This is a genomic window from Mesorhizobium sp. M3A.F.Ca.ET.080.04.2.1 (assembly GCF_003952525.1).
GTDB lineage: Bacteria > Pseudomonadota > Alphaproteobacteria > Rhizobiales > Rhizobiaceae > Mesorhizobium.
The window spans coordinates 3,202,757-3,229,369 of record NZ_CP034451.1 but is presented as its reverse complement, the minus strand read 5'-3'; the positions used below and the strand labels follow the sequence as shown (position 1 = coordinate 3,229,369).

The 26,613-nt window shown below is 65.4% G+C and carries 25 protein-coding genes; 9 read left to right on the top strand and 16 right to left on the bottom strand.

Going from position 1 to position 26,613, the window contains the following annotated elements; translation table 11 throughout:
- Positions 1-20: 20 nt before the first annotated feature.
- The 7 genes from pheT to infC form a co-directional block, all read right to left on the bottom strand.
- Positions 21-2,429, bottom strand: coding sequence for a phenylalanine--tRNA ligase subunit beta (gene pheT, locus EJ074_RS15365; RefSeq protein WP_095805163.1), 2,409 nt, complete (start codon positions 2,427-2,429; stop codon positions 21-23).
- A complete protein-coding gene (locus EJ074_RS15360) occupies positions 2,426-2,848 on the bottom strand; it encodes a GFA family protein (protein WP_095805162.1) in 423 nt (140 codons plus the stop codon). Before EJ074_RS15360 ends, pheT begins: the two co-directional genes overlap by 4 nt.
- Positions 2,845-3,942 (bottom strand): phenylalanine--tRNA ligase subunit alpha, encoded by a 1,098-nt coding sequence (pheS, locus tag EJ074_RS15355; RefSeq protein ID WP_129553558.1) that lies wholly within the window; start codon positions 3,940-3,942, stop codon positions 2,845-2,847. Before pheS ends, EJ074_RS15360 begins: the two co-directional genes overlap by 4 nt.
- 142 nt (positions 3,943-4,084) lie before the next feature.
- The gene (rplT, locus tag EJ074_RS15350; protein ID WP_129553557.1) at positions 4,085-4,486 is read right to left on the bottom strand and encodes a 50S ribosomal protein L20; all 402 of its coding nucleotides are present in this window, start codon (positions 4,484-4,486) and stop codon (positions 4,085-4,087) included.
- A 93-nt stretch (positions 4,487-4,579) separates the two neighbouring features.
- Positions 4,580-4,783 carry a 50S ribosomal protein L35 gene (rpmI, locus tag EJ074_RS15345; RefSeq protein ID WP_027166935.1) on the bottom strand — a complete coding sequence of 68 codons (204 nt, stop codon included), beginning with the start codon at positions 4,781-4,783 and terminating at the stop codon, positions 4,580-4,582.
- Positions 4,784-5,042: 259 nt separating this feature from the next.
- A complete protein-coding gene (locus EJ074_RS15340) occupies positions 5,043-5,690 on the bottom strand; it encodes an isoprenylcysteine carboxylmethyltransferase family protein (protein ID WP_095805160.1) in 648 nt (215 codons plus the stop codon).
- A gap of 209 nt (positions 5,691-5,899) precedes the next feature.
- Entirely contained in the window at positions 5,900-6,436 is a 537-nt protein-coding gene (gene infC / locus EJ074_RS15335) for a translation initiation factor IF-3 (protein WP_095805159.1), read from the bottom strand.
- A 237-nt stretch (positions 6,437-6,673) separates the two neighbouring features.
- Between infC and EJ074_RS15330 the strand changes: the two genes are divergently transcribed.
- The 4 genes from EJ074_RS15330 to EJ074_RS15315 all read left to right on the top strand — a co-directional run bounded on the left by EJ074_RS15330 (position 6,674) and on the right by EJ074_RS15315 (position 10,061).
- Positions 6,674-7,444, top strand: a complete 771-nt coding sequence (locus EJ074_RS15330; protein WP_095805158.1) for an alpha/beta hydrolase — start codon at positions 6,674-6,676, stop codon at positions 7,442-7,444.
- Positions 7,445-7,447: 3 nt separating this feature from the next.
- Entirely contained in the window at positions 7,448-8,590 is a 1,143-nt protein-coding gene (locus EJ074_RS15325; protein WP_095805157.1) for a benzoate/H(+) symporter BenE family transporter, read from the top strand.
- 116 nt (positions 8,591-8,706) lie between these two features.
- On the top strand, positions 8,707-9,189 hold the full coding sequence (locus tag EJ074_RS15320) for a DUF2852 domain-containing protein (protein WP_095805156.1): 483 nt from the start codon (positions 8,707-8,709) through the stop codon (positions 9,187-9,189).
- A 119-nt stretch (positions 9,190-9,308) separates the two neighbouring features.
- Positions 9,309-10,061: a M48 family metallopeptidase gene (locus tag EJ074_RS15315; protein WP_095805155.1), complete on the top strand. Its 753-nt coding sequence runs from the start codon at positions 9,309-9,311 to the stop codon at positions 10,059-10,061.
- Between the two features lie 255 nt (positions 10,062-10,316).
- Here EJ074_RS15315 and EJ074_RS15310 read toward each other — a convergent pair whose 3' ends face one another.
- Positions 10,317-10,535 carry a hypothetical protein gene (locus EJ074_RS15310; protein WP_095805154.1) on the bottom strand — a complete coding sequence of 73 codons (219 nt, stop codon included), beginning with the start codon at positions 10,533-10,535 and terminating at the stop codon, positions 10,317-10,319.
- 110 nt (positions 10,536-10,645) lie between these two features.
- On the opposite strand from EJ074_RS15310, the gene EJ074_RS15305 reads away from it, so the two are divergent.
- The 5 genes from EJ074_RS15305 to EJ074_RS15285 all read left to right on the top strand — a co-directional run bounded on the left by EJ074_RS15305 (position 10,646) and on the right by EJ074_RS15285 (position 15,982).
- A complete protein-coding gene (locus EJ074_RS15305) occupies positions 10,646-11,305 on the top strand; it encodes a phosphoribosylanthranilate isomerase (RefSeq protein WP_095805153.1) in 660 nt (219 codons plus the stop codon).
- Between the two features lie 86 nt (positions 11,306-11,391).
- The gene (trpB, locus tag EJ074_RS15300; RefSeq protein ID WP_095805152.1) at positions 11,392-12,642 is read left to right on the top strand and encodes a tryptophan synthase subunit beta; all 1,251 of its coding nucleotides are present in this window, start codon (positions 11,392-11,394) and stop codon (positions 12,640-12,642) included.
- Positions 12,643-12,644: 2 nt separating this feature from the next.
- A complete protein-coding gene (gene trpA, locus EJ074_RS15295) occupies positions 12,645-13,484 on the top strand; it encodes a tryptophan synthase subunit alpha (protein ID WP_095805151.1) in 840 nt (279 codons plus the stop codon).
- A 96-nt stretch (positions 13,485-13,580) separates the two neighbouring features.
- Positions 13,581-14,507 (top strand): acetyl-CoA carboxylase, carboxyltransferase subunit beta, encoded by a 927-nt coding sequence (gene accD, locus EJ074_RS15290; protein ID WP_095805150.1) that lies wholly within the window; start codon positions 13,581-13,583, stop codon positions 14,505-14,507.
- 149 nt (positions 14,508-14,656) lie between these two features.
- The gene (locus tag EJ074_RS15285) at positions 14,657-15,982 is read left to right on the top strand and encodes a folylpolyglutamate synthase/dihydrofolate synthase family protein (RefSeq protein ID WP_095805149.1); all 1,326 of its coding nucleotides are present in this window, start codon (positions 14,657-14,659) and stop codon (positions 15,980-15,982) included.
- Positions 15,983-16,004: 22 nt separating this feature from the next.
- Here the strand turns inward: EJ074_RS15285 and EJ074_RS15280 are convergent, their stop codons facing one another.
- The 8 genes from EJ074_RS15280 to tsaE form a co-directional block, all read right to left on the bottom strand.
- Entirely contained in the window at positions 16,005-16,418 is a 414-nt protein-coding gene (locus EJ074_RS15280) for a type II toxin-antitoxin system VapC family toxin (protein WP_095805148.1), read from the bottom strand.
- A complete protein-coding gene (locus EJ074_RS15275; RefSeq protein WP_095805147.1) occupies positions 16,415-16,663 on the bottom strand; it encodes a type II toxin-antitoxin system VapB family antitoxin in 249 nt (82 codons plus the stop codon). The genes EJ074_RS15280 and EJ074_RS15275 overlap by 4 nt, the downstream gene beginning before the upstream one ends.
- Positions 16,664-16,842: 179 nt before the next feature.
- On the bottom strand, positions 16,843-17,124 hold the full coding sequence (locus tag EJ074_RS15270) for a cupin domain-containing protein (protein WP_095805146.1): 282 nt from the start codon (positions 17,122-17,124) through the stop codon (positions 16,843-16,845).
- A gap of 130 nt (positions 17,125-17,254) precedes the next feature.
- On the bottom strand, positions 17,255-17,578 hold the full coding sequence (trxA, locus tag EJ074_RS15265; protein ID WP_041000044.1) for a thioredoxin: 324 nt from the start codon (positions 17,576-17,578) through the stop codon (positions 17,255-17,257).
- A 74-nt stretch (positions 17,579-17,652) separates the two neighbouring features.
- Positions 17,653-21,165 (bottom strand): double-strand break repair helicase AddA, encoded by a 3,513-nt coding sequence (gene addA, locus EJ074_RS15260; protein ID WP_095805145.1) that lies wholly within the window; start codon positions 21,163-21,165, stop codon positions 17,653-17,655.
- Complete coding sequence (addB, locus tag EJ074_RS15255; RefSeq protein WP_095805144.1) at positions 21,162-24,281, bottom strand: double-strand break repair protein AddB; 3,120 nt, start codon at positions 24,279-24,281, stop codon at positions 21,162-21,164. The genes addA and addB overlap by 4 nt, the downstream gene beginning before the upstream one ends.
- A gap of 60 nt (positions 24,282-24,341) precedes the next feature.
- Positions 24,342-25,103 carry a nucleotidyltransferase family protein gene (locus EJ074_RS15250; protein ID WP_095805143.1) on the bottom strand — a complete coding sequence of 254 codons (762 nt, stop codon included), beginning with the start codon at positions 25,101-25,103 and terminating at the stop codon, positions 24,342-24,344.
- Positions 25,100-26,611, bottom strand: a complete 1,512-nt coding sequence (gene tsaE, locus EJ074_RS15245) for a tRNA (adenosine(37)-N6)-threonylcarbamoyltransferase complex ATPase subunit type 1 TsaE (protein WP_095805142.1) — start codon at positions 26,609-26,611, stop codon at positions 25,100-25,102. The genes EJ074_RS15250 and tsaE overlap by 4 nt, the downstream gene beginning before the upstream one ends.
- Positions 26,612-26,613 lie beyond the last annotated feature (2 nt).

The window sequence follows — 26,613 nt, the reverse complement described above, 5'->3', positions numbered from 1 at the left end:
CGCCACCGCTCGGCAATGCCTTACGCGCGCAGAACGCCGCCCGTCTGCTTGTTGACGTTCTCGACGATGCGTTTTGCCAGCGCCTCGAAATCCTCGTCGGTCAGCGTCTTCTCGACCGGCTGGATCGAGACTTCGATAGCGATCGACTTCTTGGCGGCGCCGAGCGCGGCACCCTCGAAGACGTCGAACACCGACACGCCGGTGACCAGTTTCTTGTCGGCGGCTAACGCTGCCCGCACCAGCGTGCCGGCCTCGACCGCCTTGTCGACGACGAAGGCGAAGTCGCGCTTCACCGCCTGGAAGGGCGACAGCTCGAGCTTCGGCTTGGTGCGCGTCGGCTTGGCTTTCGGCTCCGGCACGGCGTCGACATAGATCTCGAAGCCGCAGATGGGGCCGGAGACATCGAGCGCCTCAAGCGTCTTCGGGTGGAATTCGCCAAAAGTGCCGAGCACCGTCTTCGGCCCGAGCTTGATCGTGCCCGAGCGGCCGGGATGATACCAGGCCGGGCCGCCGGGCTCGATCTGCAGCCGGTCGATCGGCGCGCCGCAGGCTTCGAGCGCCGCGATCGCGTCGGCCTTGGCGTCGAACACGCCGACCGCGCCGGCATTGCCGGCCCAGCTGCGGCCCGAGCCGTCGAGCTTGGCCGTGCCGCGCCGCACGCCGGCGGCGACACGCCGCTGCTGGTCGGCAGCGTCGCCCTCATAGGTGCCGGAGACCTCGAACAGGGCCACATCGCCGATGCCCTTGTCGGCATTGCGTTGCGCGGCACTGATCAGCCCGGACAGCAGCGACGGCCGCATGTCCGACATGTCGGCGGCGATAGGGTTGGCGAGCTTGAGCGCGGTCTGGCCGCCGCCGAACAGCTCGGCGTGCCTGGCCGGGATGAATGACCAGGTGACGGCCTCCATCATGCCGCGCACGGCCAGCGCGCGCTTGGCCGCTCGGGTGCGCACCTGCAGCGTGGTCAGGATCTTGCCGTTGACTGCGCCATGAGAGGTGAGCGGTTGCGGCGCGATGTTGTCGACGCCGTGAATACGCATCACTTCCTCGACCAGGTCGGCCTTGCCGTCGACATCCGGCCGCCAGGACGGCACCTTCACCTGGACGAGGTCGCCCGCGCCCTGCGGCTGGAAGCCGAGGCGGGTCAGGATGTCCAGCGCCTCTTCACGTGGCACTTCAATGCCGGTCAGCCGCTTCACTTCCGAGAGCGGGAAGGAGACGATCTTCGGCTTATGCCCGGCATAGCCGGCCACTTCCATTTCGCTCGGCGTGCCGCCGCAGAAATCGAGCACCAGCTTGGTTGCCAGCTCGACGCCGGGAACCATGAATTCGGGGTCGACGCCGCGCTCGAACCGGTAGCGCGCGTCGGTGATGATGCCGAGCGTGCGGCCGGTGCGGGCCGTGGTGATCGGGTCCCAGAGCGCCGATTCGATCAGCACATCGGTGGTGTTCTCGTCGCAGCCGGAATGCTCGCCGCCCATGATGCCAGCGATCGATTCGACGCCGTCCTCGTCGGCGATGACGCACATTTCCGGCGTTAGCGTGTATTCGCGGCCGTCGAGCGCCAGCACCTTTTCGCCGTCCTTGGCGCGGCGCACGGTAAGATTGCCGGCGACCTTCGCGGCATCGAAGACATGCAGCGGCCGGCCGCGGTCGAAGGTGACGTAGTTGGTGATGTCGACCAGCGCGCTGATCGGCCGAAGCCCGATGGCCATCAGCCGCTGCTGCAGCCATTTCGGCGACGGGCCGTTCTTGACGCCCTTGACCAGCCTGAGCGCGAAGCCCGGGCAGAGTTCAGGCGCCTCGATCTTCACCTTGACCGGGCATAAGCCCTCGCCGGCATGCGGCATGATCCCGCCGCCGGTCAGGCGGCCGAGCCCGCTCGCCGCGAGATCGCGGGCGATGCCGTAGACGCTGGTCGCGTCCGGCCGGTTCGGCGTCAAGTTGATCTCGATCACCGGATCGTCGAGATGGGCATAAGCGGCGAAGCTGGTGCCGACCGGCGCATCCGCGGGCAGATCGATGATGCCGTTGTGCTCGTCCGAGATTTCCAGCTCGCGCTCGGAGCACATCATGCCGTGGCTTTCGACGCCGCGGATCTTGCCGACCGACAGCGTCACGTCGATGCCGGGAACATAGCTGCCGGGTGCAGCGAAGGCCCCGATGAGGCCGGCGCGGGCGTTGGGTGCGCCGCACACGACCTGCACCGGCGGCTTGCCGTCGCCGGTGTCGACGGTGAGCACGCGCAGCCGGTCGGCATCGGGATGCTGCACCGCCGTCAGCACCTTGGCGATGACGAAGGGTTTCAGCCCCGCCTTGTCGTCGACACGTTCGACTTCGAGGCCGATCGCGGTCAGCCGCTCGACGATCTCGGCAAGCGAGGCGTCGGTCTCGAGATGGTCCTTGAGCCAGGAGAGGGTGAATTTCATGACTGTGTTTCCGAAGGTCTGGGCACGCTCGTCTTCAAATGACGCGGCAGTGAATCGGGCATATGCAGGAAGGGCAGCTGCTCGCGCACATGCGCATGCAGCGTCGGCCTGAAATAGGCTGGCATGTCCATGGCGCCGAGCGTGAAGTAGATGTGGCCGGCAAGCCGCTCGTCGGTATAGGCGATCGGCGAGCCGCAGATGCCGCAGAAGCTGCGCTCCACCGGGCCGTTCTGATAGCCCTTCAGCGACTTGCCTTCGAGCGCGATCTGGTCGGTCATGAAGCCGACGAAGGCTGACACCGGCGCCCCGCTGGCGCGCCGGCAGTCGCTGCAATGGCAATAGCTGATGTGGTGCGGCTCGGCCGAGGCCTCGAAGCGAACCGCCCCGCAGCGGCATCCGCCGGTGTGTGGGGCCGTCATGCGGAGAGCCCTCCGAACAGCGTCGGCAGGTCGAGCGGCCTGAAACCGTAATGCGACAGCCAGCGCACGTCGGCGTCGAAGAAGGCGCGCAGGTCCGGCATGCCGTATTTCAGCATGGCGATGCGGTCGATGCCCAGGCCCCAGGCAAATCCCTGGTATTCATCGGGGTCGAGGCCGCCGTGGCGCAGCACGTTGGGATGCACCATGCCGCAGCCCAGGATTTCCATCCAGTCGGAGCCTTCGCCGAAGCGCACTTCGCCGGGCCGCGAGCGGTCGCACTGGATGTCGACCTCGAGGCTGGGCTCGGTGAACGGAAAGAAGGACGGCCGGAAGCGCATTTTCACGCTCGGCACCTCGAAGAAGGCCTTGCAGAATTCCTCCAGCACCCACTTCATGTTGGCGATGTTGGCGGTTTTGTCGATCACCAGGCCCTCGACCTGATGGAACATCGGCGAGTGCGTGGCGTCGGAATCCTGCCGGTAGGTCTTGCCGGGGATGACGATGCGGATCGGCGGCTTCTGCCGCTCCATGGTGCGGATCTGCACCGGCGAGGTGTGCGTGCGCAACAGCTTGCGCTCGCCCTTCTCGTCCGGCTGGAAGAAGAAGGTGTCGTGCATCTCGCGCGCCGGATGTCCTTCCGGGAAGTTCAGCGCGGTGAAATTGTAATAGTCGGTCTCGATGTCCGGACCTTCGGCGATGGCGAAGCCGAGATCGCCGAAGATCGCGGCGATCTCGTCGATCACCTGGCTGATCGGATGGATGCGGCCGCGCTCGGCCGGCGATTGGCGCACCGGCAGCGTCACGTCGACCCTCTCGGCCGCGAGCCGGGCCGTGATCGCCACGTCCCTCAACTCCGCCTTGCGCGCCGCCAGCGCATCGCTGACGCGGTTCTTCAGGCCGTTGATGGCAGGGCCCTTCACTTGCCGTTCCTCTGCGCTCATCGCGCCGAGCGTCTTCAGCATCTCGGAGACCGATCCCTTCTTGCCCAGTGCCGAGACCCGCACCGCCTCGATCGCCGGCTCGTCGGCCGCCGCCGCGATCTCGGCAAGCAGGGAGGCTTCAAGGGTTTCAAGATTTCCAGCGGTGGCGTTCACGGCGAAACTCTCTTCGGTCGGGCAACCACCAGGAGCCGGTGCGTCGCCATTTTGGTTACATCGGGCATAAGAAAAACCCGCGCCAGCCGTGCCAGCGCGGGTTCCCCAAAGTCAGAATTGCGAATGCTTGGGAAGCGCTGGCTTAGGCGACAGCGCTCTCAAAGGCATTCGGCGTGGAGTTCTTCAGATATTCGAGCGCGACCTTGGCCTTGGCCACAAGCGCGGCGAAAGCCTGCGGCTCGTGGATGGCCATGTCGGAAAGGATTTTGCGGTCGATCTCGATGCCGGCCTTGTTGAGGCCGTCGATGAAGCGGCCATAGGTCAGGCCGTGCTCATGCACCGCCGCATTGATGCGCTGGATCCACAGCGCGCGGAACGAGCGCTTGCGGTTCTTGCGGTCGCGGTAGGCGTACTGCAGCGACTTCTCCACCGCCTGCTTGGCGATGCGGATGGTGTTCTTGCGGCGGCCGTAGAAACCCTTGGCGGCTTTCAGGACCTTCTTGTGCTTGGCGTGGGCGGTAACGCCTCTCTTTACGCGTGCCATGTCATGATCTCCTTAAAAGCAATTCCAGGAAAAGTGCTTAGCGGTTTTCCGTTCGGAATTGCGTAAAAACAAAAAGCTGTCCAGGCCGAGGGTTTAGAGGCCGTTCGGCAGAAAATTCTTGATGACCTTCTTGCCGTCCGGTTCAGCCAGAACCATCGTGCCGCGGGCATCGCGAATGAACTTGTTGGAACGCTTGATCATGCCATGGCGCTTGCCGGCGGCGGCCGACAGCACCTTGCCGGTGGCAGTAATCTTGAACCGCTTCTTGGCGGCCGATTTGGTCTTCATCTTGGGCATTTTGCTACTCCGTAATGTGGCGCACCATCGCGCTTCTTTCTCGCTTCGGGCCGACCAAAGCCCGAAAAGCAAATGAAACCGCCACGGCATGCCCTGCCGGGCGGTTTTCTTGGAACGGCGGTCCTATAGATCAAACAGGGCCGCTGCGCAACACCTCAAGCCATGCGACGCGGTGTCCTCGCGATGCACCGACAGGATCGTTTGGGATTCAGGTGAGGCCGCCATTTGCAGGCCGACGCCACCTGAAGATCATCCGTTCCTAAGGCAGCGTGAACCACACCGGCAGCATCCCCGACTGCTGCATGCCGTCGATCAGCTCGAAGGCCGGCAGCGCCACCAGGAACACCAGCCCGTCGAGCAGCGTGTTCAGAAGCAGGCGCGGCTTGAAGCTGCCGGTGTCGCCCTCGTCGTAGAGCGAGAGGTTCGGAAAAAAGCGCGGCACGCGCGCCAGATAGGCCTCGTAAGGGGCGCCGAGCACCTGCTTGAGAAATTTCTCCTCGCGCAGGATGACGATGTGGAAGGCGCCTGCGCACAGCAGCGCGAACAGGATGATCCCGGTGAACGAGCCGATCTGCGCGCCGACGCCGGCGGCGGCGACGGTCGAAAAGACATAGAGCGGGTTGCGGGTAACGGAGTAGGGCCCGCCGGTGACCACTTCGGAGGATTTGCGTCCGCCGATATAGAGCGTCGCCCACAGGCGTCCGACGACGCCGAGGAAGATCAGCAGCACGCCGAACATCTCGATCGACTCATGCACCCATGTATCGGGCGGGAAGGTCGACTGGCCGAACAGCAGCGCGGCGAACAGCACCGCGACCAGCACCGCCAGCACCAGCCTGCGCATCTGCTGGTAGCCGCCCAACCCATCCACCTGGCTGGCGGCGGAGACCTTCACCTCATCGACCATGATCCAATTCCGATCGTCCAGATTGCCGGCGATCGGATTGAAAACAGGCGCCCCGCCGATCGTCGGGACGCCGTGCCCGGCGATTCGGGCGGATATTAGAGCGCAAGCGCGGCGGTTACGGTCAATTCTGTTCCCGAAGCCGTGATCGGCGCAAGGATTGTGACGGTCACGCCGGCACGACTCCTGCCGCAGGCGCAGGCGCGGCGCGGTCAGCGCGGCGCCAGCACCATCATCATCTGCCGGCCTTCGAGCTTGGGCTCGGCTTCGACCTTGGCGATCTGCGCCACTTCCTCGCGGACCTTGTTCAGAAGCTGCATGCCCAGCTCCATATGCGCCATCTCGCGGCCGCGGAAACGCAGCGTCAGCTTGACCTTGTCGCCGTCCTCGAAGAAGCGCCGCACGGCCTTCATCTTGGTCTCGTAGTCATGGCTGTCGATGTTCGGGCGCATCTTGATCTCCTTGATCTCGATGACCTTCTGGTTCTTGCGCGCCTCGGCCGCCTTCTTCTGGTTGGCGTATTTCAGCTTGCCGAGATCGAGGATCTTGGCGACTGGCGGCTGCGCGTTGGGAGAAATCTCGACCAGATCGAGCCCGGCCTCCTCGGCCAGCAGCAATGCGTCGTTGATGGAAACTTCGCCACGGTTGTGGCCTTCTGCGTCGATGAGCTGGACCCGGGGCACCCGGATGTCTCGGTTGGAGCGCGGGCCGTCCTTGGTGGGCGCCGCTGCTTTGAAAGGTCTGCGAATGGTCGTGGTCTCCTCGGCCGTTTCGTTCTGGGTTGTCTAGATTCAAACAGGTGGACGCGCCAATGTGGTGAGCGCGCGGGCGGAGTCAATAGCACAGGCTTATCGGAAAATCACCTGCAAGCTTGCCCCAGAGGCTTGCCCCAGAAGCTTGCATCCTCTGCACCAGCAAGAAAACACGCGAGCACTTTTCGTTGAACCGTCGGTTGTGTCAAAAGACCGGCCAGGAAGGATAGAGTCATGAACGCCAGCGCGCCAGTTTTCATCGACGTGGACGGGTCAAGTATCGCCGTCAGGCAGATGCCGGGTGCCGCGCCGGGCGTAGTCTGGCTCGGCGGCTACAAGTCCGACATGCTGGGCACGAAAGCGCAAGCCCTGTCGGACTGGACGAGCCGCGAAGGGCGCGCCTATCTCCGCCATGACTATTCCGGCCACGGGGAATCGGGTGGTGCTTTCGCCGACGGCACGATCTCGAAATGGCTGGCCGAGAGCCTTGCCGTCTTCCGACGGTTCAGCCAAGGCAACCAGATTCTCGTCGGCTCCTCGATGGGCGCATGGATTGCGCTGCGCATGGTGCAGGAACTGCGCAAGGCGGGTGACAGCCGCGTCGTCGGCCTGGTGCTGCTCGCCCCCGCGCCGGATTTCACACTCGAACTGATCGAACCTGTGCTGACAGACGCGCAGCGGCAGGATCTCGAGGAAAAAGGGTTCTTCGCCGAGCCGTCCGACTATTCGGACGAGCCCTATATCTACACGCGCGCGCTGATAGAGGACGGCCGTGCGAACCGGGTGATGGCCGGGCCGATCGACACCCACTGCCCGGTGCATATCCTGCAAGGCCTGGCCGATCCGGATGTGCCGTCGGGCCATGCGCTGAAGCTGGCGGCCTTGCTCCCGGCCGACGACGTCACGCTGTCGCTGATCCCCGATGGCGATCATCGCCTGTCCCGCCCCGAGGATATCCGGATGCTGTTGCGGGCGGTGGGCGACATGGCGCGACGGACCGCCTGACCGATGCGCATTTCCATTCCCATATCCGCCTTCGTTGCGGCGATCGTCGGCTTTGGCGGCACGCTGGCCGTCGTCATCGCCGCCGCCAAGGCGGTGGGCGCGACGCAAATCGAGACGGCAAGCGGAGTGACGGCGCTCTGCCTGGCGATGGCGTTCGAATGCCTGTGGCTGTCCTGGCGCACCAGAATGCCGGTCATTTCCGCCTGGTCGACGCCGGGCCTGGCGCTCGTCGCCGCCTCCAGCGGCTTCTCCATGGCTGAGGCCGTCGGCGCTTTCGTCATCACCGGCATTCTGCTGGTCGCCACCGCCCTGTTGAAGCCGCTGGCCCGGCTGATCGCCAGCATCCCGGCCTCGGTTGCCTCGGGAATGTTGGCCGGCATCCTGGTCAGTTTCGCCGTCAACGCGATCAAGGCGGTTCCGGCCGATCCGTGGCTGATCCTGCCGCTGATCGCCGCCTTCTTTGTGATCCGGCTGTTCAATCCGGCTCTGTCGGTGCTCGTGGTGCTGGTCGGCGGCGGCCTTGCCGCCTTCCTCACCGGCCGCGTCGGCGGCTTGCCGGCGCCCGAACTGTCGACGCTGACCTGGATCATGCCTGATTTCAGCACCGGCGCCGTCATCGGCCTGGGCCTGCCGCTCTATCTCGTCACCATGGCCTCGCAGAACCTGTCCGGCCTCGCCGTGCTGCGGGCGGCCGGCTACCACCCCGATTCGCGCCTGCTGATCGGCGTCACCGGCCTGTTCTCGCTGCTGTCGGCGCCCTTTGGCGCCGGCACCACCAATCTAGCGGCGATCTCGGCGGCGCTCTGCACCGGGCCGGACGTCCATCCCGATCCGGGGGAACGCTGGAAGACCGGTCCGTTCTATTCGTTGGCCTACCTGATCTTCGCCGTCTTCGGCGCTTCGCTGGTGGCGGTCTTCGCCGTCCTGCCGCACGGCCTCATCGTTCTGGTCGCCGGCCTGGCCTTGCTGGCGCCGCTGGCCAATGCGCTCTCGATCGCGCTGAAGGACGAGGCCGAGCGCATGCCGGCGACCGTCACCTTCGCCGTCACCGTCTCCGGCCTCACACTGTTCGGTGTCGGTGCGGCGTTCTGGGGCCTGGTTACCGGCATGGCGGTGCTTTTCCTCGAAAAGCTCAAAAAGCGATAATCCTTTCAGGCTCTTCGCCGGTTTTGGCCGGACTTGTCTTGAATCGCCGATTTCGCCTTCCCATTTCGATTCCACGCAGCCGGTTTGGCTGTCTCCAACGGAAGGATTGGAAGGAAATGAACACATCTGCATTGATCCGTCCGGCCTGGACGCCGGCGACCATCGCACTGATGGTGATCGGCTTCATGGTGTTCTGGCCGCTCGGCCTCGCCATGCTCGCCTACATCATCTGGGGCGACCGGCTCGACGGCTTCAAGCGCGACGTCAACCGCGCGACCGACGGCATCTTCGCCGGCTGCCGCCGCGGTTCCGACAGGGCCGCCCGCTGGGGCCATGGCTCGTCCCGCACCGGCAACGTCGCTTTCGACGAGTGGCGCGAGAAGGAACTCGAGCGCCTCGCCGAGGAGCGCCGCAAGCTCGACGACATGCTGAGCGAGTTCGACGAATATGCCCGCGAACTGCGCCGCGCCAAGGACCAGGAAGAGTTCGACCGCTTCATGGCCAATCGCAACAAGTCGACCGCGCCGACCACTACGACCGGCCCGACCGGAGCGACAGGACCGAAGCGCGGCAAGGGCGAAAACCTGCTTGACGACTGAGGCCCGTGTCTACCTAGCGTTATGAAATGCGGCGTCGCGCCAGCGGCGCCGTTTCTTTTTTGTTCTCCATGTCGCTTCCCTGCTCTGGCCGTTTTCCTCGAATCGCGTATCGTCCAGCCATGACCCTCGGCTTCTTTCGCAACCTGACCAAGCCCAAGCCTGTCGTCGAGCGCGAGCATTGCGTCGCCGGCCGCACGCTGCCGCTCAAGATCGTCGAGAGCGCGCGGGCCCGGCGGCTCACGCTGCGCATCGATTCCGGCGGCCAGGGCCTGCGCATCACGGTGCCGCCGGGCCTGCGGCGCGGCGAGGTGGAAAAGTTCCTCGACCGTCATCAGGACTGGCTGGAGCAGCGCCTGGCCAAGGTGCCGACGCGCCCGCAGGTGCGGCCAGGCATCAAGATCCCGATCCGCGGCGTGCCGCACCGCATCGTCCATGAGCCGGCAAAGCGCGGCACCGTCACCATTGTGCGCGACGAGCGCGGCCCGCTGCTGGTCGTCCATGGCGAGCGCGTGCACCTGCCGCGCCGCATCGCCGATTATCTCAAGCGCGAGGCCAAGCGCGAGATCGAGAAGCTGGTGGTCAAGCACACCGAGGCGATCGGCAAGCGCGCCAAGGCGATCCGCTACAAGGACACGTCCAGCCGCTGGGGGTCATGCACCTCGGAGGGCAATCTCTCCTTCTCCTGGCGCATCATGATGGCCCCGCCGCCGGTGATCAACTACCTGGTGGCGCATGAGGTGGCGCATCTGAAAGAGATGAACCACGGCCCGAAATTCTGGAAGCTGTGCGAGAAGCTCTGCCCGGAGACCGACCGCTGCAAGGACTGGCTGAAGCGCAACGGCGGGGCGTTGCAGGCGATTGTATTTGAATAGGGTCGGTAGGCGGTGGCCCAAGCTATTTGCCATAGCGGGAACGTCGAAGATTGGCCTATCCCCGTGACGTCGTCATACTCGGGCTTGACCCGAGGATCCATTCCGTGGCCTCCGCGCAGAACGCGACGGCGCAGAATTCTGCAACCGTGGCAACGCCTTAGCGTAACGGAATGGATTCTAGGGTCTGCGCGCGTCGCTGCGCTCCTTGCTCCGCCCTAGAATGACGAAGGCACTGTTGCCGAGCCCCGAGAACCATCAATCGTCATTCGCCGCGTTCAATTCCTCCGGCCTGAGCCCCTCTTCGCCTGAATGCGGCCACGGCAGGAAATTCCGGTCGAAGGCATCGCTGCCGAAATAGTCGAGCGCCCGGTGCGCCTCGGCGCCGTTGAAGGCGGCTTTGTCCATTAGAAGCGCGATCACCTCGCGCGCCTGCGCGATCTTCTGTCTGAGTTCGGCGACGGTCTGGTCGGCCATGGTCGTCTGCTCCCGCCTGCATGGTTTATTTCAAAGTTAGCGCATTGCGCTCGCCCGGCAACAGCATGCTTTTTCTCGACTCTTGCGGCTTTTCGTGCCAATCCCGCGCCATGACGCTCGACATCAAGATCTGCGGACTGAAGACCGACGCCGCGATGGCCGCTGCCCTTGCCGGCGGCGCCAGCCATGTCGGCTTCATCTTCTTTGCCAAGAGCCCGCGCTATGTCGACCCGGCCGAGGCCGGCCGCCTGCGCCAGGCGGCAATCGGCAAGGCCATGGCCGTCGCCGTCATCGTCGATGCCGATGATGGCTTCCTGGATGAGATAGTCGCCCAGGTGCGGCCCGACATGCTGCAGCTCCACGGCGCCGAAACGCCGGAACGGGTGGCGGAGATCAAGGCCCGTTATGGCTTGCCGGTCATGAAGGCGCTGTCGGTCGGCGAGGCTGCGGATATCGAACGGACAAAGCCGTACATCGGCGTCGCCGATCGCTTCCTCTTCGACGCCAAGCCGCCGAGGGGATCGCAATTGCCCGGCGGCAACGGGATTGCCTTCGACTGGCGCATCCTTGCCGGCCTTGACGCCGGCGTCGATTACATGCTTTCCGGAGGGCTCAACGCGGCCAATATCGGCGATGCCCTGAGACTGGCCAATCCGCCCGGAATAGACGTTTCGTCGGGTGTGGAGAGTGCTCCGGGCGTCAAGGATCCGGCGCTGATCGAGCAGTTTTTCCGGGCCGTCAGGGCCGCGCGCGACGACCGCGCCGCCTGAGCGGCCTTTTCAAACCGAGCATGTCCCGGAAAAGTGGAATCCCCGGTATGGACATGCTCGCAAGTCAAGAATTTAGGAGATCGGCGATGAACAGGCCGGCCACGCCCAATTCCTTCCGCACCGGACCCGACGAGCAGGGCATGTTCGGCATTTTCGGCGGCCGTTTCGTAGCCGAGACGCTGATGCCGCTGATCCTCGATCTCGAAGAGCAGTGGAACAAGGCCAAGACCGATCCGGAATTCAAGGCCGAGCTGCAGAACCTGTCGACCCACTATGCCGGGCGGCCCTCGAAGCTCTATTTCGCCGAGGGGCTGACGAAGCATCTTCGCGAGGTTTCCTCGGCGAAGGGCCTCGGCGGCGGCGCCAAGGTCTATTTCAAGCGCGAGGACCTGAACCACACCGGTTCGCACAAGATCAACAACTGCCTTGGCCAGATCCTGCTCGCCAAGCGCATGGGCAAGAAGCGCATCATCGCCGAGACCGGTGCCGGCCAGCACGGTGTCGCTGCGGCAACCGTTGCGGCGCGCTTCGGCTATCCTTGCGTCGTCTACATGGGCGCCACCGACGTCGCCCGCCAGAGCCCCAACGTCTTCCGCATGAAGCTGCTCGGCGCCGAGGTGCGGCCGGTCACCGCCGGCCACGGCACGCTGAAGGATGCCATGAACGAGGCCCTGCGCGACTGGGTGACCAATGTCGAGGACACCTATTATCTGATCGGCACCGCCGCCGGCCCGCATCCCTATCCGGAGCTGGTGCGCGATTTCCAATCGGTGATCGGTTGGGAAGCCCGCGCCCAGGTGCTGGAGCAGGAAGGCCGGCTGCCCGATGTCATCATCGCCGCCGTCGGCGGCGGCTCCAACGCCATTGGCCTCTTCCATCCCTTCCTCGACGACAAGGATGTGCGCATCATCGGCATCGAAGCCGGCGGACGCGGCCTCGACGGCGTCGAGCATTGCGCCTCGATGAATGCCGGTGCGCCCGGCGTGCTGCATGGCAACCGCACCTATCTGTTGCAGAATTCCGACGGCCAGATCCTCGACGGCCATTCGATCTCGGCCGGTCTCGACTATCCGGGCGTCGGACCCGAACATTCCTGGCTGCGCGACAGCGGCCGCGTCCAATATGAGCCGATCCTCGACGACGAGGCACTGGAGGCCTTCCAACTGACGACGCGCGTCGAAGGCATCATTCCGGCGCTGGAATCCGCGCATGCCATCGCGCATGCGATGAAGATCGTGCCGGCAATGCACAAGGACCAGATCGTCATCGTCAACCTGTCCGGCCGCGGCGACAAGGACGTGCATACGGTGGCCAAGATGCTGGGCATGGAGATCTGACAATGACCACCCGCATCGACCGCCGCATGGCGAAGCTCAAATCCGAGGGCCGTCCGGCTTTGGTCACCTATTTCATGGGCGGCGATCCGGACTACGAGACCTCGTTGGCCATCATGAAGGCGCTGCCGGGGGCCGGCAGCGACATCATCGAGCTCGGCATGCCGTTCTCCGATCCGATGGCCGATGGTCCGGCGATTCAGGCGGCTGGCCTGCGGGCGCTGAAGGGCGGTCAGACGTTGGTCAAGACGCTGAAGATGGCGTCCGAATTCCGCGCCGGCGACGACGAGACGCCGATCGTGCTGATGGGTTACTACAACCCGATCTACATCTATGGCGTCGACCGGTTCCTCGCCGACGCCAAGGCCAGCGGCATCGACGGCCTCATCGTCGTCGACCTGCCGCCGGAAATGGACGAGGAGCTCTGCATCCCGGCGCTCAAGGCCGGCATCAACTTCATTCGGCTGGCGACGCCGACCACCGATGACAAGCGCCTGCCCAAGGTCTTGGAGAATACCTCCGGCTTCGTCTACTACGTATCGATGACCGGCATCACTGGTTCCGCGCTCGCCGACACCGCCAAGGTCGCTGCGGCGGTCAAGCGCATCAAGGGGCATACCGCGCTGCCGGTCTGCGTCGGCTTCGGCGTCAAGACCGCCGAGCAGGCGCGCACCATCGGCGCTTCGGCCGACGGCGTCGTCGTGGGCACGGCGATCGTCAACGCTGTCGCCAACGTGCTGGGGCCGAAGGGTGAGAAGACCGCCGATCCGGCCGAGGCCGTCGCCACTTTGGTCAGCGGCCTCGCCCAGGGCGTCCGCTCGGCCCGCCTTGCTGCCGCCGAATAAGTCTGCCTATTTGTCGTTACGCAATTCCGGACGGAAAACCGCCACACACTTTTCCTGGAATTGCTCTAGGTTTCTTCTAGGACGGGAGCCGAAGCCATGAACTGGATCACCAACTACGTTCGCCCGAAGATCAACTCGATGCTCGGCCGGCGCACCGACATGCCGGAGAACCTGTGGATCAAGGATCCCGAGACCGGGGAGATGATCTTCCACAAGGATCTCGAATCGAACCAGTTCGTCATCCCGTCATCCGGCCATCACATGAAGATTTCGGCCAGGGAACGGCTGAAATACTTCTTCGACGACGGCAAATACGAGACTCTGGAAAACCCCAAGGTCGTCCTGGATCCGCTGAAGTTCCGCGACGAGAAGCGCTACACGGACCGCCTGAAGGAGGCCAAGGCCAAGACCGGGCTGGATGATGCCATCCTCAATGCGACCGGCACCATCGAAGGCCTGCCGGTGGTGGTGACGGTGCAGGACTTCGCCTTCATGGGCGGCTCGCTCGGCATGGCTGCGGGTGATGCCATCGTCCACGCCTTCGAGGTGGCGCTGCAGCGCAGGCGGCCGCTGATCCTGTTCGCGGCCTCGGGCGGCGCCCGCATGCAGGAGGGTATTCTGTCGCTGATGCAGTTGCCGCGCACTACGGTCGGCGTCGACCGGTTGAAGGAAGCCGGTCTGCCCTACATCGTCGTGCTGACCAACCCGACCACCGGCGGCGTCACCGCTTCCTATGCCATGCTGGGCGACGTCCATATCGCCGAGCCCGGCGCGCTGATCGGCTTTGCCGGACCGCGCGTCATTGAGCAGACCATCCGCGAGAAGCTGCCGGACGGCTTCCAGCGTTCCGAATATCTGATGGAGCACGGCATGGTCGACATGGTCGTCTCGCGCCTGGAGATGCGCCAGACCATCGCGCGGCTGGTGAAGATGCTGCTCAAGGTGCCGGAAGCGCAGAAGCCGCTCGAACCGGAAATCCTGCCGCCGACGCTGGTCGGCGCCGAGGCGCGGCCGCAGGCCTGAAACGACATCGTTCGCCGAGCCCCGCTTTGCGCGGGCGGCCCTCATATGCCTGGAGCGCTACAGCTTGGTAGAGTAGCGACCCGCTCTGATTTTCTCGTTTTACGCAATTCCGGAGGCACTTTTCCTGGAATTGCTCTAGGATTCGGCCCATGACAACGCTCGCCGCCGACCGTGAAATCGAACAACTGATGGCGCTCCATCCGAAAGGCTTCGACCTTTCGCTGGATCGCATTACCCGCCTGCTGGAGCGTCTCGGCAATCCGCAGGACCGGCTGCCGCCCGTGATCCACATCGCCGGCACCAACGGCAAGGGTTCCTGTGCCGCCTTTTCGCGCGCGCTCCTGGAAGCGGCAGGCCATCTCGTCCATGTCCACACCTCGCCGCATCTGGTGAACTGGCATGAGCGCTACCGGCTGGCGGCCGAAGGCGGCGGAAAGCTGGTCGATGACCAGGTCTTCGCCGAGGCGATCGCGCGCGTCGCCGAGGCCAATGCGGGCCAGAAGATCACCGTCTTCGAGATCCTCACCGCCGTCACCTTCATATTGTTTTCCGAACATCCGGCCGAAGCCGCCATCATCGAGGTCGGCCTCGGTGGCCGCTACGACGCCACCAACGTCATTGCCCGGCCGGCTGTCTCGGTGATCATGCCGGTGTCGATGGACCACGAGGCCTATCTCGGCGACCGGGTCGAGCTGATCGCCGCCGAAAAGGCCGGCATCATGAAGCGCGGCTGCCCGGTGGTCATCGGCGCGCAGGAAAGCGGCACGGCGCTCGAGGTGCTGATCGATACGGCCGAGCGGCTCGATTGCCCGACCGTCGTCTACGGCCAGGATTTCCTCGCCTTCGAGGAGAACGGCCGCATGGTCTATCAGGATGAGCAAGGCCTGATGGACCTGCCGCCGCCGCGACTGCCCGGCCGGCATCAGTTCGCCAACGCCGCGGCGGCGATCGCCGCGATCAAGGCCGCGGGATTCGAGATCGGCCACCGTGCCGCCGAGCGGGCGATGACGCAAGCCGCCTGGCCTGCCCGCATGCAGAAGCTGTCGCAGGGCAGACTGGTGGAGCTGGCGCCGAAGGGCGCCGACATCTGGCTGGACGGCGGCCACAATCCGGGCGCCGGCGTCGTCATCGCCGAGGCGCTGGCCGAGCAGGAGGAGAAGAACCCGCGTCCGCTGTTCCTGATCTCCGGCATGATCAACACCAAGGACCAGACCGGCTATTTCAGCGCTTTCAAGGGCCTTGCGCGGCATGTCTACACGGTGCCGGTGAGCAACAGCGATGCCGGCGTGCCGAATGACGAATTGGCCTTGCGCGCCACCGAGGCTGGCCTGTCGGCCGAGCCGGTCAGCTCCGTCGCCAACGCGCTGATGCTCCTGCGCGACACATGGGACGGTCCGGCGCCGCGCATCCTCATCGGCGGCTCGCTCTATTTCGCCGGCGCAGTATTGGAGGAGAACGGCACGCCGCCGACCTGACGCAATCGGTCCAAGAGGCGGCTCAGAAATCCCACGGTGAGATCAGGTCAAGGTTGGCGGAGCCAAAATCGGGCAGATTGCGTGTTGCCAGTCGACCACCGTTGACGCGTGCGATCGCCGCAATCATGCCATCGGGAGCCGACATGCCACGGCCTTGGCGCAAGGCGGTCCCCATGATCTCGCCATAAGCCAGGGCAGCCTCTTCCGTCAGTCCAAAAATGCGGTCGGCAAAGCGGTGGCGCCACTGAGAAAGCCCTTGCTCCAGGCGAACGGCACGCTCATCGGGTCGTATCTTTTGGATGCCGAAGGCGATTTCAGCAATGGCCACGGTAGGAAGGGCCAATTCGGCATCGTTGCGGACAAGCCAAGCCAGAACGGCTGGGTCCGGTACCTTCTTGAGCGTCTCAGAAATCACGTTGGTGTCGACGAAAATCAAAGATCAGGTCCCGTATGAACCTGACGGCCTTCGCGGATAATTTTCTCCAGATCAATGTCGGTGCCACAGCTCGCTGCCAGGCGAGCATAGAAGGTGGATGCGGGTTCGCGCCCTGCCTCACGAATTTCGTAGGATTCAAGCGCGCGTTCGACGACATCGGCTATGGACCGATTTTCGCGACGAGCAAGTCGATGTGCGAGATCCCGTGCTTTTGCGCTACGGACTGAGAGCTGTGGTTCGGCCATACAGACCTCCGTTATTAATGCATGTCGCCCAGAAGTGTGTAGCGGTTCTGGGCAACGACATGCATCAAATCAAAGACTTAAAGCGCGTCGCCCGGATACGTTTCAGCGCGACGCGCTTTAGGAGAATATATAGGTCGATCAGCAATTGCCATCAAGATGGCAGTTGATGGCTCGCCATCTCACCTCAGCTCGATTTCGATGAAGGCAAATTCCCCGTCATTGGCACTGATGACGTCGTGCTCGACCCCTTCCTTGCGGAAATAGGGGGCACCCTTCTTCATCTCGGCGAAGGACTCACCCTCCTTGGTCAGAAGCTTCACCTTGCCATCCATCAGCGGCACTATGACATAGTCGTGGCCGTGGCGGTGCCAGCCGGTGTTGTCACCCGGTTGGAAACGGTATTCGGTGACGATGACCCGCTCATTGTCGATGAAGACGGTGGCCTTGGCTGTTCCGGTCATGGGGTTCTCCTTTTCGCGTAGAAGAGGAGGTGGATGGCCGCGTCGGCAGTGCCAGAGCGCCGTCAGCGATGGCGCCAAAGAAAAGCCCGGCGCGATGGCCGGGCTCGTTCGTTCGAATGTTTGGATTGGCTCAGGCGAGGCTGCCGTTGATCCAGTGCGAGAGCGCGGTCTTCGGCGCCGCGCCGACCTTCATATCGGCGACTTCGCCGCCCTTGAAGATCATCAGCGTCGGGATCGAGCGCACGCCGTACTGCGCGGCAAGCTCGGGATTCTCGTCGATATTGAGCTTGGCAACCTTCACTTTCGAACCGAGCTCCTTGGCGATGTCTTCCAGCGCCGGGGCGATCATCTTGCAGGGACCGCACCACTCGGCCCAGAAATCCACCACGACCGGCTCCTTGGCGTTGAGCACATCGGCCTGGAAATTGCCCTTGTCGACCTTGACGGTGGCCATGCTGAAATCCTTTCGAAAACTCGGGTTGCACCAAATGTGGTGGTTGTGGTGGCGATCTTCAAGCAGTTCTTGTGTCACGCTGCCGTGAGTCGAGCAAGGGCGTCGTCCATGGCCGCGGCCGGCAGCTCGATCAGCCTGGGCGCCTCGGTGAACAGCAGCGCCGCCGACACGTCGCGGCCCGGATAGAGCGGTTGGAGCAGCGCGCGGTAGAGCGCCAGCTGCAGCACATAGGCCGGCGGCACTTCCGCCAGGCTCGTCGGCGCCGGCCGGTTGGTCTTGTAGTCGACGATCGCCAGCTTTTCCGGCGTGACCGCCAGCCGGTCGATCTTGCCGGAAATGGAGCGCAGCTTGCCCTTGACCTCCAGGCTGCCCATGACCGCGACTTCGGCCCGCGACGATGGCGAGAACAGCACATCGAACCGGCCGTCGGAAAGGATCGACAGCACTGCTTCCAGCGCCTTTTCGCGCTCACCGTTCGGCCAAGCAGCACCGGCACGTGCCAGATAGCGTTCCGCTGCATCCTGCCTTTCGCCCTCGGCGATCCCGGGCAGCATCTGCAGCAGCTTGTGCAGTGCCAGCCCGCGCATCACCGCGAAGCCGGGCTCGGCCTCGGCGTCCAGCACCGGCGAGCGCGTGTCGGGCAGTGCTTCGGTCGTTTCGTCGATCAGCGCCGACGCACCGGAGGGCGACAACGGTCGCGGCAGGTCCTCGTAAGGCGGCAGCGGTCGGAACAAGCCGTCCGGCAGCGGTGCGGCATGTTCGAACGTCGCCGTCTCGTCGGTCCCGGTGTACGCCACCGGCGGCAGCTTCGTCATATGGAAGCGATGCACCGCCACATCGGCCGTCGCGGGGTGCCGCCGCTCCGTGCTTTCCGGCGCGCCGGTCAGCGCGCGGCTGACGACCGAATGCCAGGTGCCGGTGCTGGGCTGGCGCTTGCCGTGATAGCCGCAGACGATCAGCCGGTCCTCGGCGCGGGTCATGCCGACATAGAGCAGCCGGCGGTACTCGTCGTCCGCCAGTTCGCGCGCCCGCGCCGAGGCCGCCCGCGAAACGCCATTGGCGACGTCGCCGGCCGAGCGCCACAGATAGCCCTTGCCTTTCCATTGCGCACCCGAGCCTTCGAACGCCATCAGCCGCGGCAGATGCTGGTCGCTGAAAGGTGCCGAGCCGCCGTCGACCAGGAAGACGACCGGCGCTTCAAGACCCTTAGCGGCATGCACGGTCATGACGCGCACCTCGTCGCGGGTCTGGTCCATCTCGCGCTTGATCTCGGGGCCGCTGTTTTCCAGCGTCGACAGGAAGGATTCCAGCCCAGGCAGGCCGGTGCGCTCCTCGGCCAGGCAAAAACTCAGGAATTCGTCGAGGATGTCGCCGGCTTCCGGCCCGAGCCGCGCCGTCATCTTGCGGCGCAGCCCGTCGCGCGCCAGCGCTGCGGCATAGAATTCGAACACGGGCTTGAAAGCGGCCTCGTTCGCCCAGCCATCGAGCCGGCCTACGATAGCGGCCAGCGCCTCATCTGCAGCAGCGTGCTGGCGGAGCGAGCCGATCAACGACTGGCTCCTGGGCCTCTTGCCGGCGAGCGCCAGCAAGGTTTCCTCCGAGACGTCGAAGATCGGGCTGCGCAGCACCGCGGCCAAGGACAGGTCGTCCTCGGGCTGGATCAGGAAATGGCCGAGCGCGATCAGGTCCTGCACGGCGATATGGCCGGGCAGGCTCAGACGATCCGCACCGGCGACCGGGATCTGCCGGTTCTTGAGGCTGCGCGACAGCGCATGCACGAAGCGGTCGCGCTTGCGCACCAGCACAAGGATGTCGCCGGCAGTCAGCTTGCGGCCCTTGCCCTCGATGACCTCGCCGTTCCTCAGCCAGTGCTGGATGGTCGCGGCAACATGCTCGGCGACGCGCACGGCGGGTGCGCTGGCGTGGTTGACCGGGAGGGTCCAGTCGTCTGGCTCCTCGACCATTTCGGCGCCGATCGAGGGCCACACCTCGACATAGCCCGGCGCGTCGGTGCGGATCGCCTTGTGGCTCAGCGGATCGGGATCATGGCTGATGCCGCGCCGCACGCCCGGTTCGGCAAAGACCCGGTCGACTGCCGCCAGCACGTCGTCGCTGGAGCGAAATGACCAGGTGAGTTTTAGGTTGGCGAAGGAGGCCTCCGCGTCGCGCACGCGCCCGGCAAACAATAGCCGGCTTTCGGCAAAGGAATCTGGGGCCGCCCCCTGGAATGAATAGATCGACTGCTTCTCGTCGCCGACGGCAAAAACGGTACGCCGCACCGCCTCGCGCTGGCCGAGCCCGGCGAAGAATTCTTCGGTCAGCTTCTTCACCACTTCCCACTGGTCGGGGCTGGTGTCCTGCGCTTCGTCGAGCAGTATGTGGTCGATGCCCTGGTCGAGCTTGAACTGCACCCATGGCCCGGCATCGGGCCGCGACAGCAGGCTGACGATACGGGTGATCAGGTCGTTGAAGTCGAGGAAGCCGCGGCTTCGCTTCAGCTGCTCATAGCGGGCGATCAGCCAGCCGCCGACGGTCAGCGCGGCCGCCGTGCCTTCGAGCATGCGGAACAGCGCCAGCCGATCCGACACCTCCAGGATCGCCTTGGCCGCTTGGAGGTAGCGCTCCGAAAGGTCGGGCAGCCGATCGACCAATGCCTTCTTGAACACTTTCGGCGGGTCGTAAGGATCGCCGTCGGAGCGCAGGAAGGCCTTGCCGAGCAGCCGCAGCCGCCGGATCGGATCGGCTTCGGCAAAGGCGCTCTCTGCGTAAGGCAGGACGTTGTTCAGCACCTGGCGCGCGTCGGCTGCTTCGGCAGCACGCGCGAATTCGGCGAATTGGCTTGGCGCAAAGCCCGTCAGCGGCCAGACCGACGCGGCGATGTCATCGGCAGTCTGTCCGAGCCGGAAGCCGAACTCGGCGAAAAGCGGCCGGAAGTCCCGGCCCTTGCCGAGCTTTTCGATGAAGGCACGCAATTCGTCGCGCTTGCCGACGATTTCCGAAAGCAGCGCGTCCAGCCCGGACTCGCCGCCGCGCTCCAGCACCATGGCGAAGGCTTCCGCCAGGCCTTCGACGCCGGCGCTCGCGCCCGAGATCATGTCGCGACGGGCATCCGCGAACAGCGAGGCCTCCATCTGCGGATCGAGCATCTCGAAATGCGCGGGGATGTTGGCCTCGAGCGGAAACTGGTGCAGCACCGATTCGCAAAAGGCGTGAATGGTCTGGATCTTCAGGCCGCCCGGCGTCTCCAGTGCCTCGGCGAACAGCCGGCGCGCGCGGCGCAGGGTATCGCGGTCGGCGCCGCGGCCGTCCAGCGCCGCGATCCTCGCCGCAAGCTCAGCATCGGCAAGTGCTGTCCACTCCGACAGGGTCGAGAACACGCGGTTCGACATGTTGGCGGCGGCGGCGCGCGTATAGGTGAGGCACAGGATCTTCGAGGGATCGGTGCCGTTGAGCAGAAGCCGGATGACGCGCTGCGCCAGCACATGCGTCTTGCCCGATCCGGCATTGGCCGACACCCAGGCGGAATTGCCGGGATCGGAGGCGCACGCCTGGCTGGCGGCGGTATCGGAGGGGATCGGATATTTCATCCTTCCGCCTCGTCTTCGCTTGCGCCGCCGGCCGACCATTCGAGCACGCGCGCCAGATGATCGTAGTCTCCATCGGCCTCGCCCTCGCGGAAGGGCAGCGCGCGTGAAAGATAGCCGGTGTTCGGATCGGCATAGTGGAAGAGCAGCCGCTCCAGCCGCGCCCAGGCTTCCTCGGACAGGTCGTTGGCGGTCCTTGGCTTGCGGTTGTATTCGAGGATCGATTCCTCGAACACCTCGCCGTTGGGCTTCAGCCGCACGAAGGCAAGCTGCGAGGGCTCGCAGATACCCAGCTCCTTGAACGCGCCGCGTCTGAGAAGCGCGCCTTCGAGCGCCAGCTGCGGCGACAGCAGCGTGTGCGCCTGTGCCTTCGAGGGCGATGAGCCGGTCTTGTAGTCGAGGATATCGGCCATGCCGCCGGCAAGCAGGTCGACCCGGTCGGCATAGCCGGAGAGCGTGACGCCGGTGCGACCGACAATCGTCTTCTCCGCGCGCTCCTCGGCAAAGCGCCTGGCCACCGCTTCGGCGCGGCCATGCTCCCATTCGATGATGTTGGCGGCAAGCTTTTCGAAACGCGGCCACCACACCGCCTCGATGTCTGGCGGCAGTGCTGCGTCGGCAAAGCAAAGGCGCCCGGCCTCGATGAGAGCTGCCAGCGCGCCAGGCTCCCGCGGATCCTCAACCCGTCGGGAAAAGAGATGCAGGATTTCGTGGAACAGGGTGCCGCGTTCGGCGGCGCCGGGATCGCGGATGAGCGGGTCGAGCGGCATTAGGCTGAGAACCCGCCTGGCATAGATCGCATACGGGTCGCGGCGCAGCGTCTCGATCTCGGTGACCGAGAAATGCTGCGGCCTGAGGCTGAGCGGCGGCTTCGGCTGCGGGCGGGTTGCGAACTCTTGTCTTTCGCCGGCATCCAGCGCGCGCGCCCAGACAAGCAGCGCATCGCCGCGCTGGCGAAGCCCCATCGCGGGATCCTTGCCGATGAAGGTAAGGATGCGCTGCAGCCAGCGCGACGGAACAGCCGGCGCGTCGCCGGATCGCGCCGAGCGCGTCAGCACGACTTCCTTGCTGCCCATCGCCATCTGGAAATCATGCGCGGCAAGACCGATGCGCCGCTCCGGCGGCTCGAGGTCGATGCCGGTCTTCATCAGCCGCGACATGAAGCGGTCGCTCTCAGGCTTCCGGGGCCAGACACCTTCATTGAGGCCGCCGACGACGAGCGTGTCGACGCTCTGCAGGCGGGCTTCCAGCGCACCCCAGATGGCGATGTTGCGGTCGGTGCCATGCGCCGGCTTGACCGTTTCCGGCGCGATCAGCGCTTCCAAGACGTCCGGCCATTCGCCGGCCGCAAAGATGAAGGGAGAGGCCGCGGCAATCAACCAGCGCAAAAGGTCCGCCAGCTTTTCGCCGGCGTCGCCGCCATAGAGCCCGGCGAGGCTGCCGTCGGGCGCGCGGCCAAGGCTTTCCAGCGTTTCGACGCTTGCACGCGTCAGCGTCGCGATGTCGGCGTCTTTGTCGCCGCGCATCGCCGTGAGAGGGGCGAGCGCTTCGGCAAGGCGGCCAAGCACATCTTGCGCTTGCTCGATGCCGTTGACGGTCAGGCGTGGGAACCAGAAGGGCGGACGGCTGTCGTCGCCGAGGCCGGCGAGCCGCGCCTCGAAGAGCGCACTGAGCGAGGCAATGTCCGGCCGGCCGGTGCCGCCGCGCAACGCCACCAGCTCGATCAGTTCGGCCGTCTTGCGCAGGGCGTGGCGTTCGAGGCCGAGCCCAAGCAGCGGATGCTTGAGCAGCGACAGCAGGCCCACCGGGTCGCCGGGCCGGAACGCTGCCTGCAATGCGAGCCTCAAGAGACTGGCCGCCGGCGTGTTGACGAGCGGCGTGCCGCCTGAGTCGTCGGCTACGACGCCGAAGCGCAGAAGCTCGGTCGAGACCCGCCGCGCCAGCGCGCGGTCGCCTGTGACGAGCGCCGCGCGCTTGCCTGGCATTTCCACGGCGCGCTTCAGCGCGATCGCGATCGCCGCGGCCTCGTCCCGCTCGTTGGCCGCCTCCACCAACGTCACGCCGGCCAGCGCCTGCTCGAGGTCTGTTGCCGTGAAGCGCGGCCTCGTTTCCGTCCAGCGCTCGGTGGTTTCGGCCGGCCGCAGCGCCTCGCCGACCAGAGCCGCACGCAATGCCAGCGGCGTCGCCGCTGCGCCGATCGGCTCGACATCGCGCCGTGCGATGCCGATGCCGCCGATCAGCTTCGCCAGGCCGTATTGCGGATGGCCGAGCGTCGCCGGTCGCGCGCCCAGTGCCGAAATCGCCGCAAAAGACGCATCGTCCAGCTCGCGGTCGAGACCGGGCAGCACGACGGCGCCGCTGGGCAGACTGGCGATCACGGCAAGCAGCTCCGCCGTCGCGGGAATCGAGCCGGTCGATCCGGCGGCAATCACCGGTCCGGCCGGCAGATTGCGCCGCAGCCGCGCCGCCTCCAGCCGGATCAGCGCGCTGCGATGGGCCGCCGGATTGGAGCGGTTGCGCTCGGCAAGCAGCTTCGGCCAGTTGTCGGTGACGATGCCGAGGAAATCGAGGGTCACCTGCCACCAGCCTGCGAGGTTGCCGCTAACCAGCGTCGCGAGCTTGCCCCAATCCGTGCCCTCGGTCTCGATCTCGTCCATCAGCCGCGCAAGGTCGCGCGCCAGCCAGATGGCGTCGGCGGCCGAGGTCGGCACGACGAACTCTTCGTTGAACCGAGCCGCGACATGCGCCGGCAGGCTCTCCTTCCAGGCGCGCACCAGCGGCGCCAGCAACAGGAGCCGCTCCTGCGCGGCGATCGGCGGTGCAAGTTCGATTGCCGGTGCGGCCTCGGCGTCAAAGGCCGCCTCGTCCTCATCGAACTCGCCGAGCGGCCGCACGGTCGGCAGGATGGCCGACCGGCGCCCGAGCACATCGACGAAGACGCCGCGCAGCGCCCGCGCAGCGCGACGCGTCGGCACATAGATGGTGGCGTCGGCCAATGCCAATGGGTCGCCGTCGAAGCGGAAGCCGGGAATGAGGCTGCCGTCGAGCAACGCCTCCGCCAGCGTCGGCAAGAACGGCGCTCCGGGCGGGATGGAGAAGACGCGGCGCGAGCCGCTCATACCGCATGGGATCGCCGTGTGCCCGTTGGGGCGCACAAAGGACGATCTAACTTTTTGAATCTACGCATCGTGCCTTCCAAAAATCGGAGCCGATTTTTGGGCCGATGCGGTCGCTAGAGCGCCGGCGACCGCCGCCTCGGCGGCCGGAATGGCGTCGGGGGTGCCGACCGTGATCCAACGGCCGCTCATCGCCATCCCGAACAGCCGGCCGGCGGCGATCGCCTTGTCGAAATAGACATTGAGAGAATGTGAGCCCGTCGGGGCGTCCTTGAAGATGCGGGGATGGATGATCGCGGCGCCGGCATAGATCAGGCCGGCCGAATCGCCCTTCGAGCGGCGCAAGGCGCCATCCGGCGCGACCATGAAATCAGTGCCGACGCCGTGTCCGGTCGCTGAGTCGAGATCGGTGAGCATCAGCAGAATATCCATTCTGGCGGCGTTCCATGCAAGGGCAAGGCGCTCCAGGCTGGGCTCACCGCTGTCGATCCAGAACGTGTCGGCGTTAATGACATAGAAGGGCTCGCTGCCCAAGAGCGGCAGCGCCTTGACGATGCCGCCCGCCGATTCCAGCAAGGCCTCGCGCTCGTCGGAAATGACGATCTCCGGTTCCCGGCGCCCGGCGACATGGGCGATGATCTGCTCCGGCAGATAGTGCACGTTGACGATCGCCTTGCTGATCCCGGCAGCTTCCAGGCTGTCCAGCCCCCAGTCGAGCAGGGCCTTGCCTGCGATCTTCACCAGCGGCTTCGGCATCGTGTCGGTGAGCGGCCGCATGCGCTTCCCCAGCCCCGCGGCCAGCACCATCGCGGTCGTCGGCCTCATGGCGAGCGTTCCTCCAGCAGGCCGTGAGCCATGTAGAAATCCCTCAGGCCGGTGAGCGCCGGATGCGCCAGGGCCCGCCTCAGATAGTCGCGGATGCGCGGCAGATGTTTCAGATAGTAAGGCTTGCCGTCGCGCTTTTCGAGTCGCACGAAAATGCCGAGGATCTTCGAATTGCGCTGCGCCGCCATAATCGCATAGGCCTCGGCGAAACCGGCCTCGTCGAAGGCGCCCGCAGCATACCGCGCCGCGACATAGGCCGCGACCGTCCGCTGCTCGATCTCGGGCGAGACGGTGACGCGTGCATCCATGGCAAGCGAGGCGACGTCATAGGCGGCCGGGCCGATCAGCGCGTCCTGCACGTCGACGATGCCGAGCCTGTCGAGGCCGGAGCGCTCGCCGCGCCAGATGATGTTGGGGGAATGGAAGTCGCGCAGCATCAGCGAATTTTCGCTTCCAGCGAGCCGATCGAGCACCGCATTCCATTCCTTGTAGTAGCCGGCCCGCAAGGCATCGCTTGCCGGCTTGCCGGTCGCCATCGGCACATACCAGTCGACCAGAAGGTCGGCCTCTATCAGCATGGCGTCGCGATCGAATGGCGGCACCTCATGGAACACGCCGGGCGCGGCCTCCATGCGCTCCGGCCAAGCCTTGCCATGCATCGCGGCCAGCAGTTCCGCGGCTGCCTCGTAGCGCTCGGCGATTGGCTGGCCGTCGGTTCCCAAAAAAGCTTCCGAGCCGAGATGCTGGAGCAGAAGAAAACCCTGGTCGAGGTCCTGAGCATGGATCACCGGCACGCTGACACCGGCCGCAAGCAGCGCCCGGTCGATGGCGACGAAGGCGGTCACCGACTGCGCCGTATGGGCGATCACCGCATATGGCTTGCCGTCGCGCACCGGCGGGCCGAGCACGAGGCGCGGCGAGTTCATCAGCACGCGCCGCGCATGCCCGGAAAGCGAGACGATCTCGTAGGAGCGGGCGGACGCATCGCCGACGAAATGGCGGCGGCTGGCTTCGCCCCATCCGGCCGTGGCGAGAAAATCGCGCATCGCCAACGACCGTGCGGCGCGTTCGAATACGGCATCTTGTCCGGCGATTGTCGCAAGCCGCCCCTCGCCGTGCTCTGCAAGCTCCACCTGGAGCGCGCCCGCCGGCAAACGGTCTCCGGCCCGTTCCGGCCATTCGATCAGTGCCGCGCCTTGCTCCAGCGCATCGTCGAGCCCAAGCTCATCGAGTTCGTCCGGGGAGGCAAGGCGGTAGAGGTCGAAATGATGGACCGGTATGCGCGTGTCGTAGCTCTGCAGCAGCGTGAAGGTAGGGCTCGGCACTTCGAGGCTGGCATCATCGGCAAGCGCCCGGATCAGGGCACGGGCCAGCGTCGACTTGCCGGCGCCGAGGTCGCCCTTCAGCGCGATCACATCGCCGGCGCGCACCGCCATGGCGAGGTCCTCGCCAAGCCGTGCCGTCGCCGCCTCGTCGGCGAGAAAACGCTCCACCACCATCCCTGCCAAAC

Excerpts from the sequence above, each read along its gene's own strand:
- EJ074_RS15320 (WP_095805156.1), top strand. The coding sequence starts at position 8,707 with ATGAACACATCTGCATTGATCCGTCCGGCCTGGACGCCGGCGACCATC.
- trpB (WP_095805152.1), top strand. The coding sequence starts at position 11,392 with ATGAACAGGCCGGCCACGCCCAATTCCTTCCGCACCGGACCCGACGAG.
- EJ074_RS15310 (WP_095805154.1), bottom strand. The coding sequence starts at position 10,535 with ATGGCCGACCAGACCGTCGCCGAACTCAGACAGAAGATCGCGCAGGCG.
- EJ074_RS15305 (WP_095805153.1), top strand. The coding sequence starts at position 10,646 with ATGACGCTCGACATCAAGATCTGCGGACTGAAGACCGACGCCGCGATG.
- EJ074_RS15250 (WP_095805143.1), bottom strand. The coding sequence starts at position 25,103 with ATGAGGCCGACGACCGCGATGGTGCTGGCCGCGGGGCTGGGGAAGCGC.
- EJ074_RS15330 (WP_095805158.1), top strand. The coding sequence starts at position 6,674 with ATGAACGCCAGCGCGCCAGTTTTCATCGACGTGGACGGGTCAAGTATC.
- pheT (WP_095805163.1), bottom strand. The coding sequence starts at position 2,429 with ATGAAATTCACCCTCTCCTGGCTCAAGGACCATCTCGAGACCGACGCC.
- EJ074_RS15285 (WP_095805149.1), top strand. The coding sequence starts at position 14,657 with ATGACAACGCTCGCCGCCGACCGTGAAATCGAACAACTGATGGCGCTC.
- addB (WP_095805144.1), bottom strand. The coding sequence starts at position 24,281 with ATGAGCGGCTCGCGCCGCGTCTTCTCCATCCCGCCCGGAGCGCCGTTC.
- EJ074_RS15270 (WP_095805146.1), bottom strand. The coding sequence starts at position 17,124 with ATGACCGGAACAGCCAAGGCCACCGTCTTCATCGACAATGAGCGGGTC.
- addA (WP_095805145.1), bottom strand. The coding sequence starts at position 21,165 with ATGAAATATCCGATCCCCTCCGATACCGCCGCCAGCCAGGCGTGCGCC.
- trxA (WP_041000044.1), bottom strand. The coding sequence starts at position 17,578 with ATGGCCACCGTCAAGGTCGACAAGGGCAATTTCCAGGCCGATGTGCTC.
- EJ074_RS15340 (WP_095805160.1), bottom strand. The coding sequence starts at position 5,690 with ATGGTCGATGAGGTGAAGGTCTCCGCCGCCAGCCAGGTGGATGGGTTG.
- EJ074_RS15360 (WP_095805162.1), bottom strand. The coding sequence starts at position 2,848 with ATGACGGCCCCACACACCGGCGGATGCCGCTGCGGGGCGGTTCGCTTC.
- EJ074_RS15325 (WP_095805157.1), top strand. The coding sequence starts at position 7,448 with ATGCGCATTTCCATTCCCATATCCGCCTTCGTTGCGGCGATCGTCGGC.
- rpmI (WP_027166935.1), bottom strand. The coding sequence starts at position 4,783 with ATGCCCAAGATGAAGACCAAATCGGCCGCCAAGAAGCGGTTCAAGATT.
- trpA (WP_095805151.1), top strand. The coding sequence starts at position 12,645 with ATGACCACCCGCATCGACCGCCGCATGGCGAAGCTCAAATCCGAGGGC.
- EJ074_RS15275 (WP_095805147.1), bottom strand. The coding sequence starts at position 16,663 with ATGGCCGAACCACAGCTCTCAGTCCGTAGCGCAAAAGCACGGGATCTC.
- EJ074_RS15315 (WP_095805155.1), top strand. The coding sequence starts at position 9,309 with ATGACCCTCGGCTTCTTTCGCAACCTGACCAAGCCCAAGCCTGTCGTC.
- rplT (WP_129553557.1), bottom strand. The coding sequence starts at position 4,486 with ATGGCACGCGTAAAGAGAGGCGTTACCGCCCACGCCAAGCACAAGAAG.
- accD (WP_095805150.1), top strand. The coding sequence starts at position 13,581 with ATGAACTGGATCACCAACTACGTTCGCCCGAAGATCAACTCGATGCTC.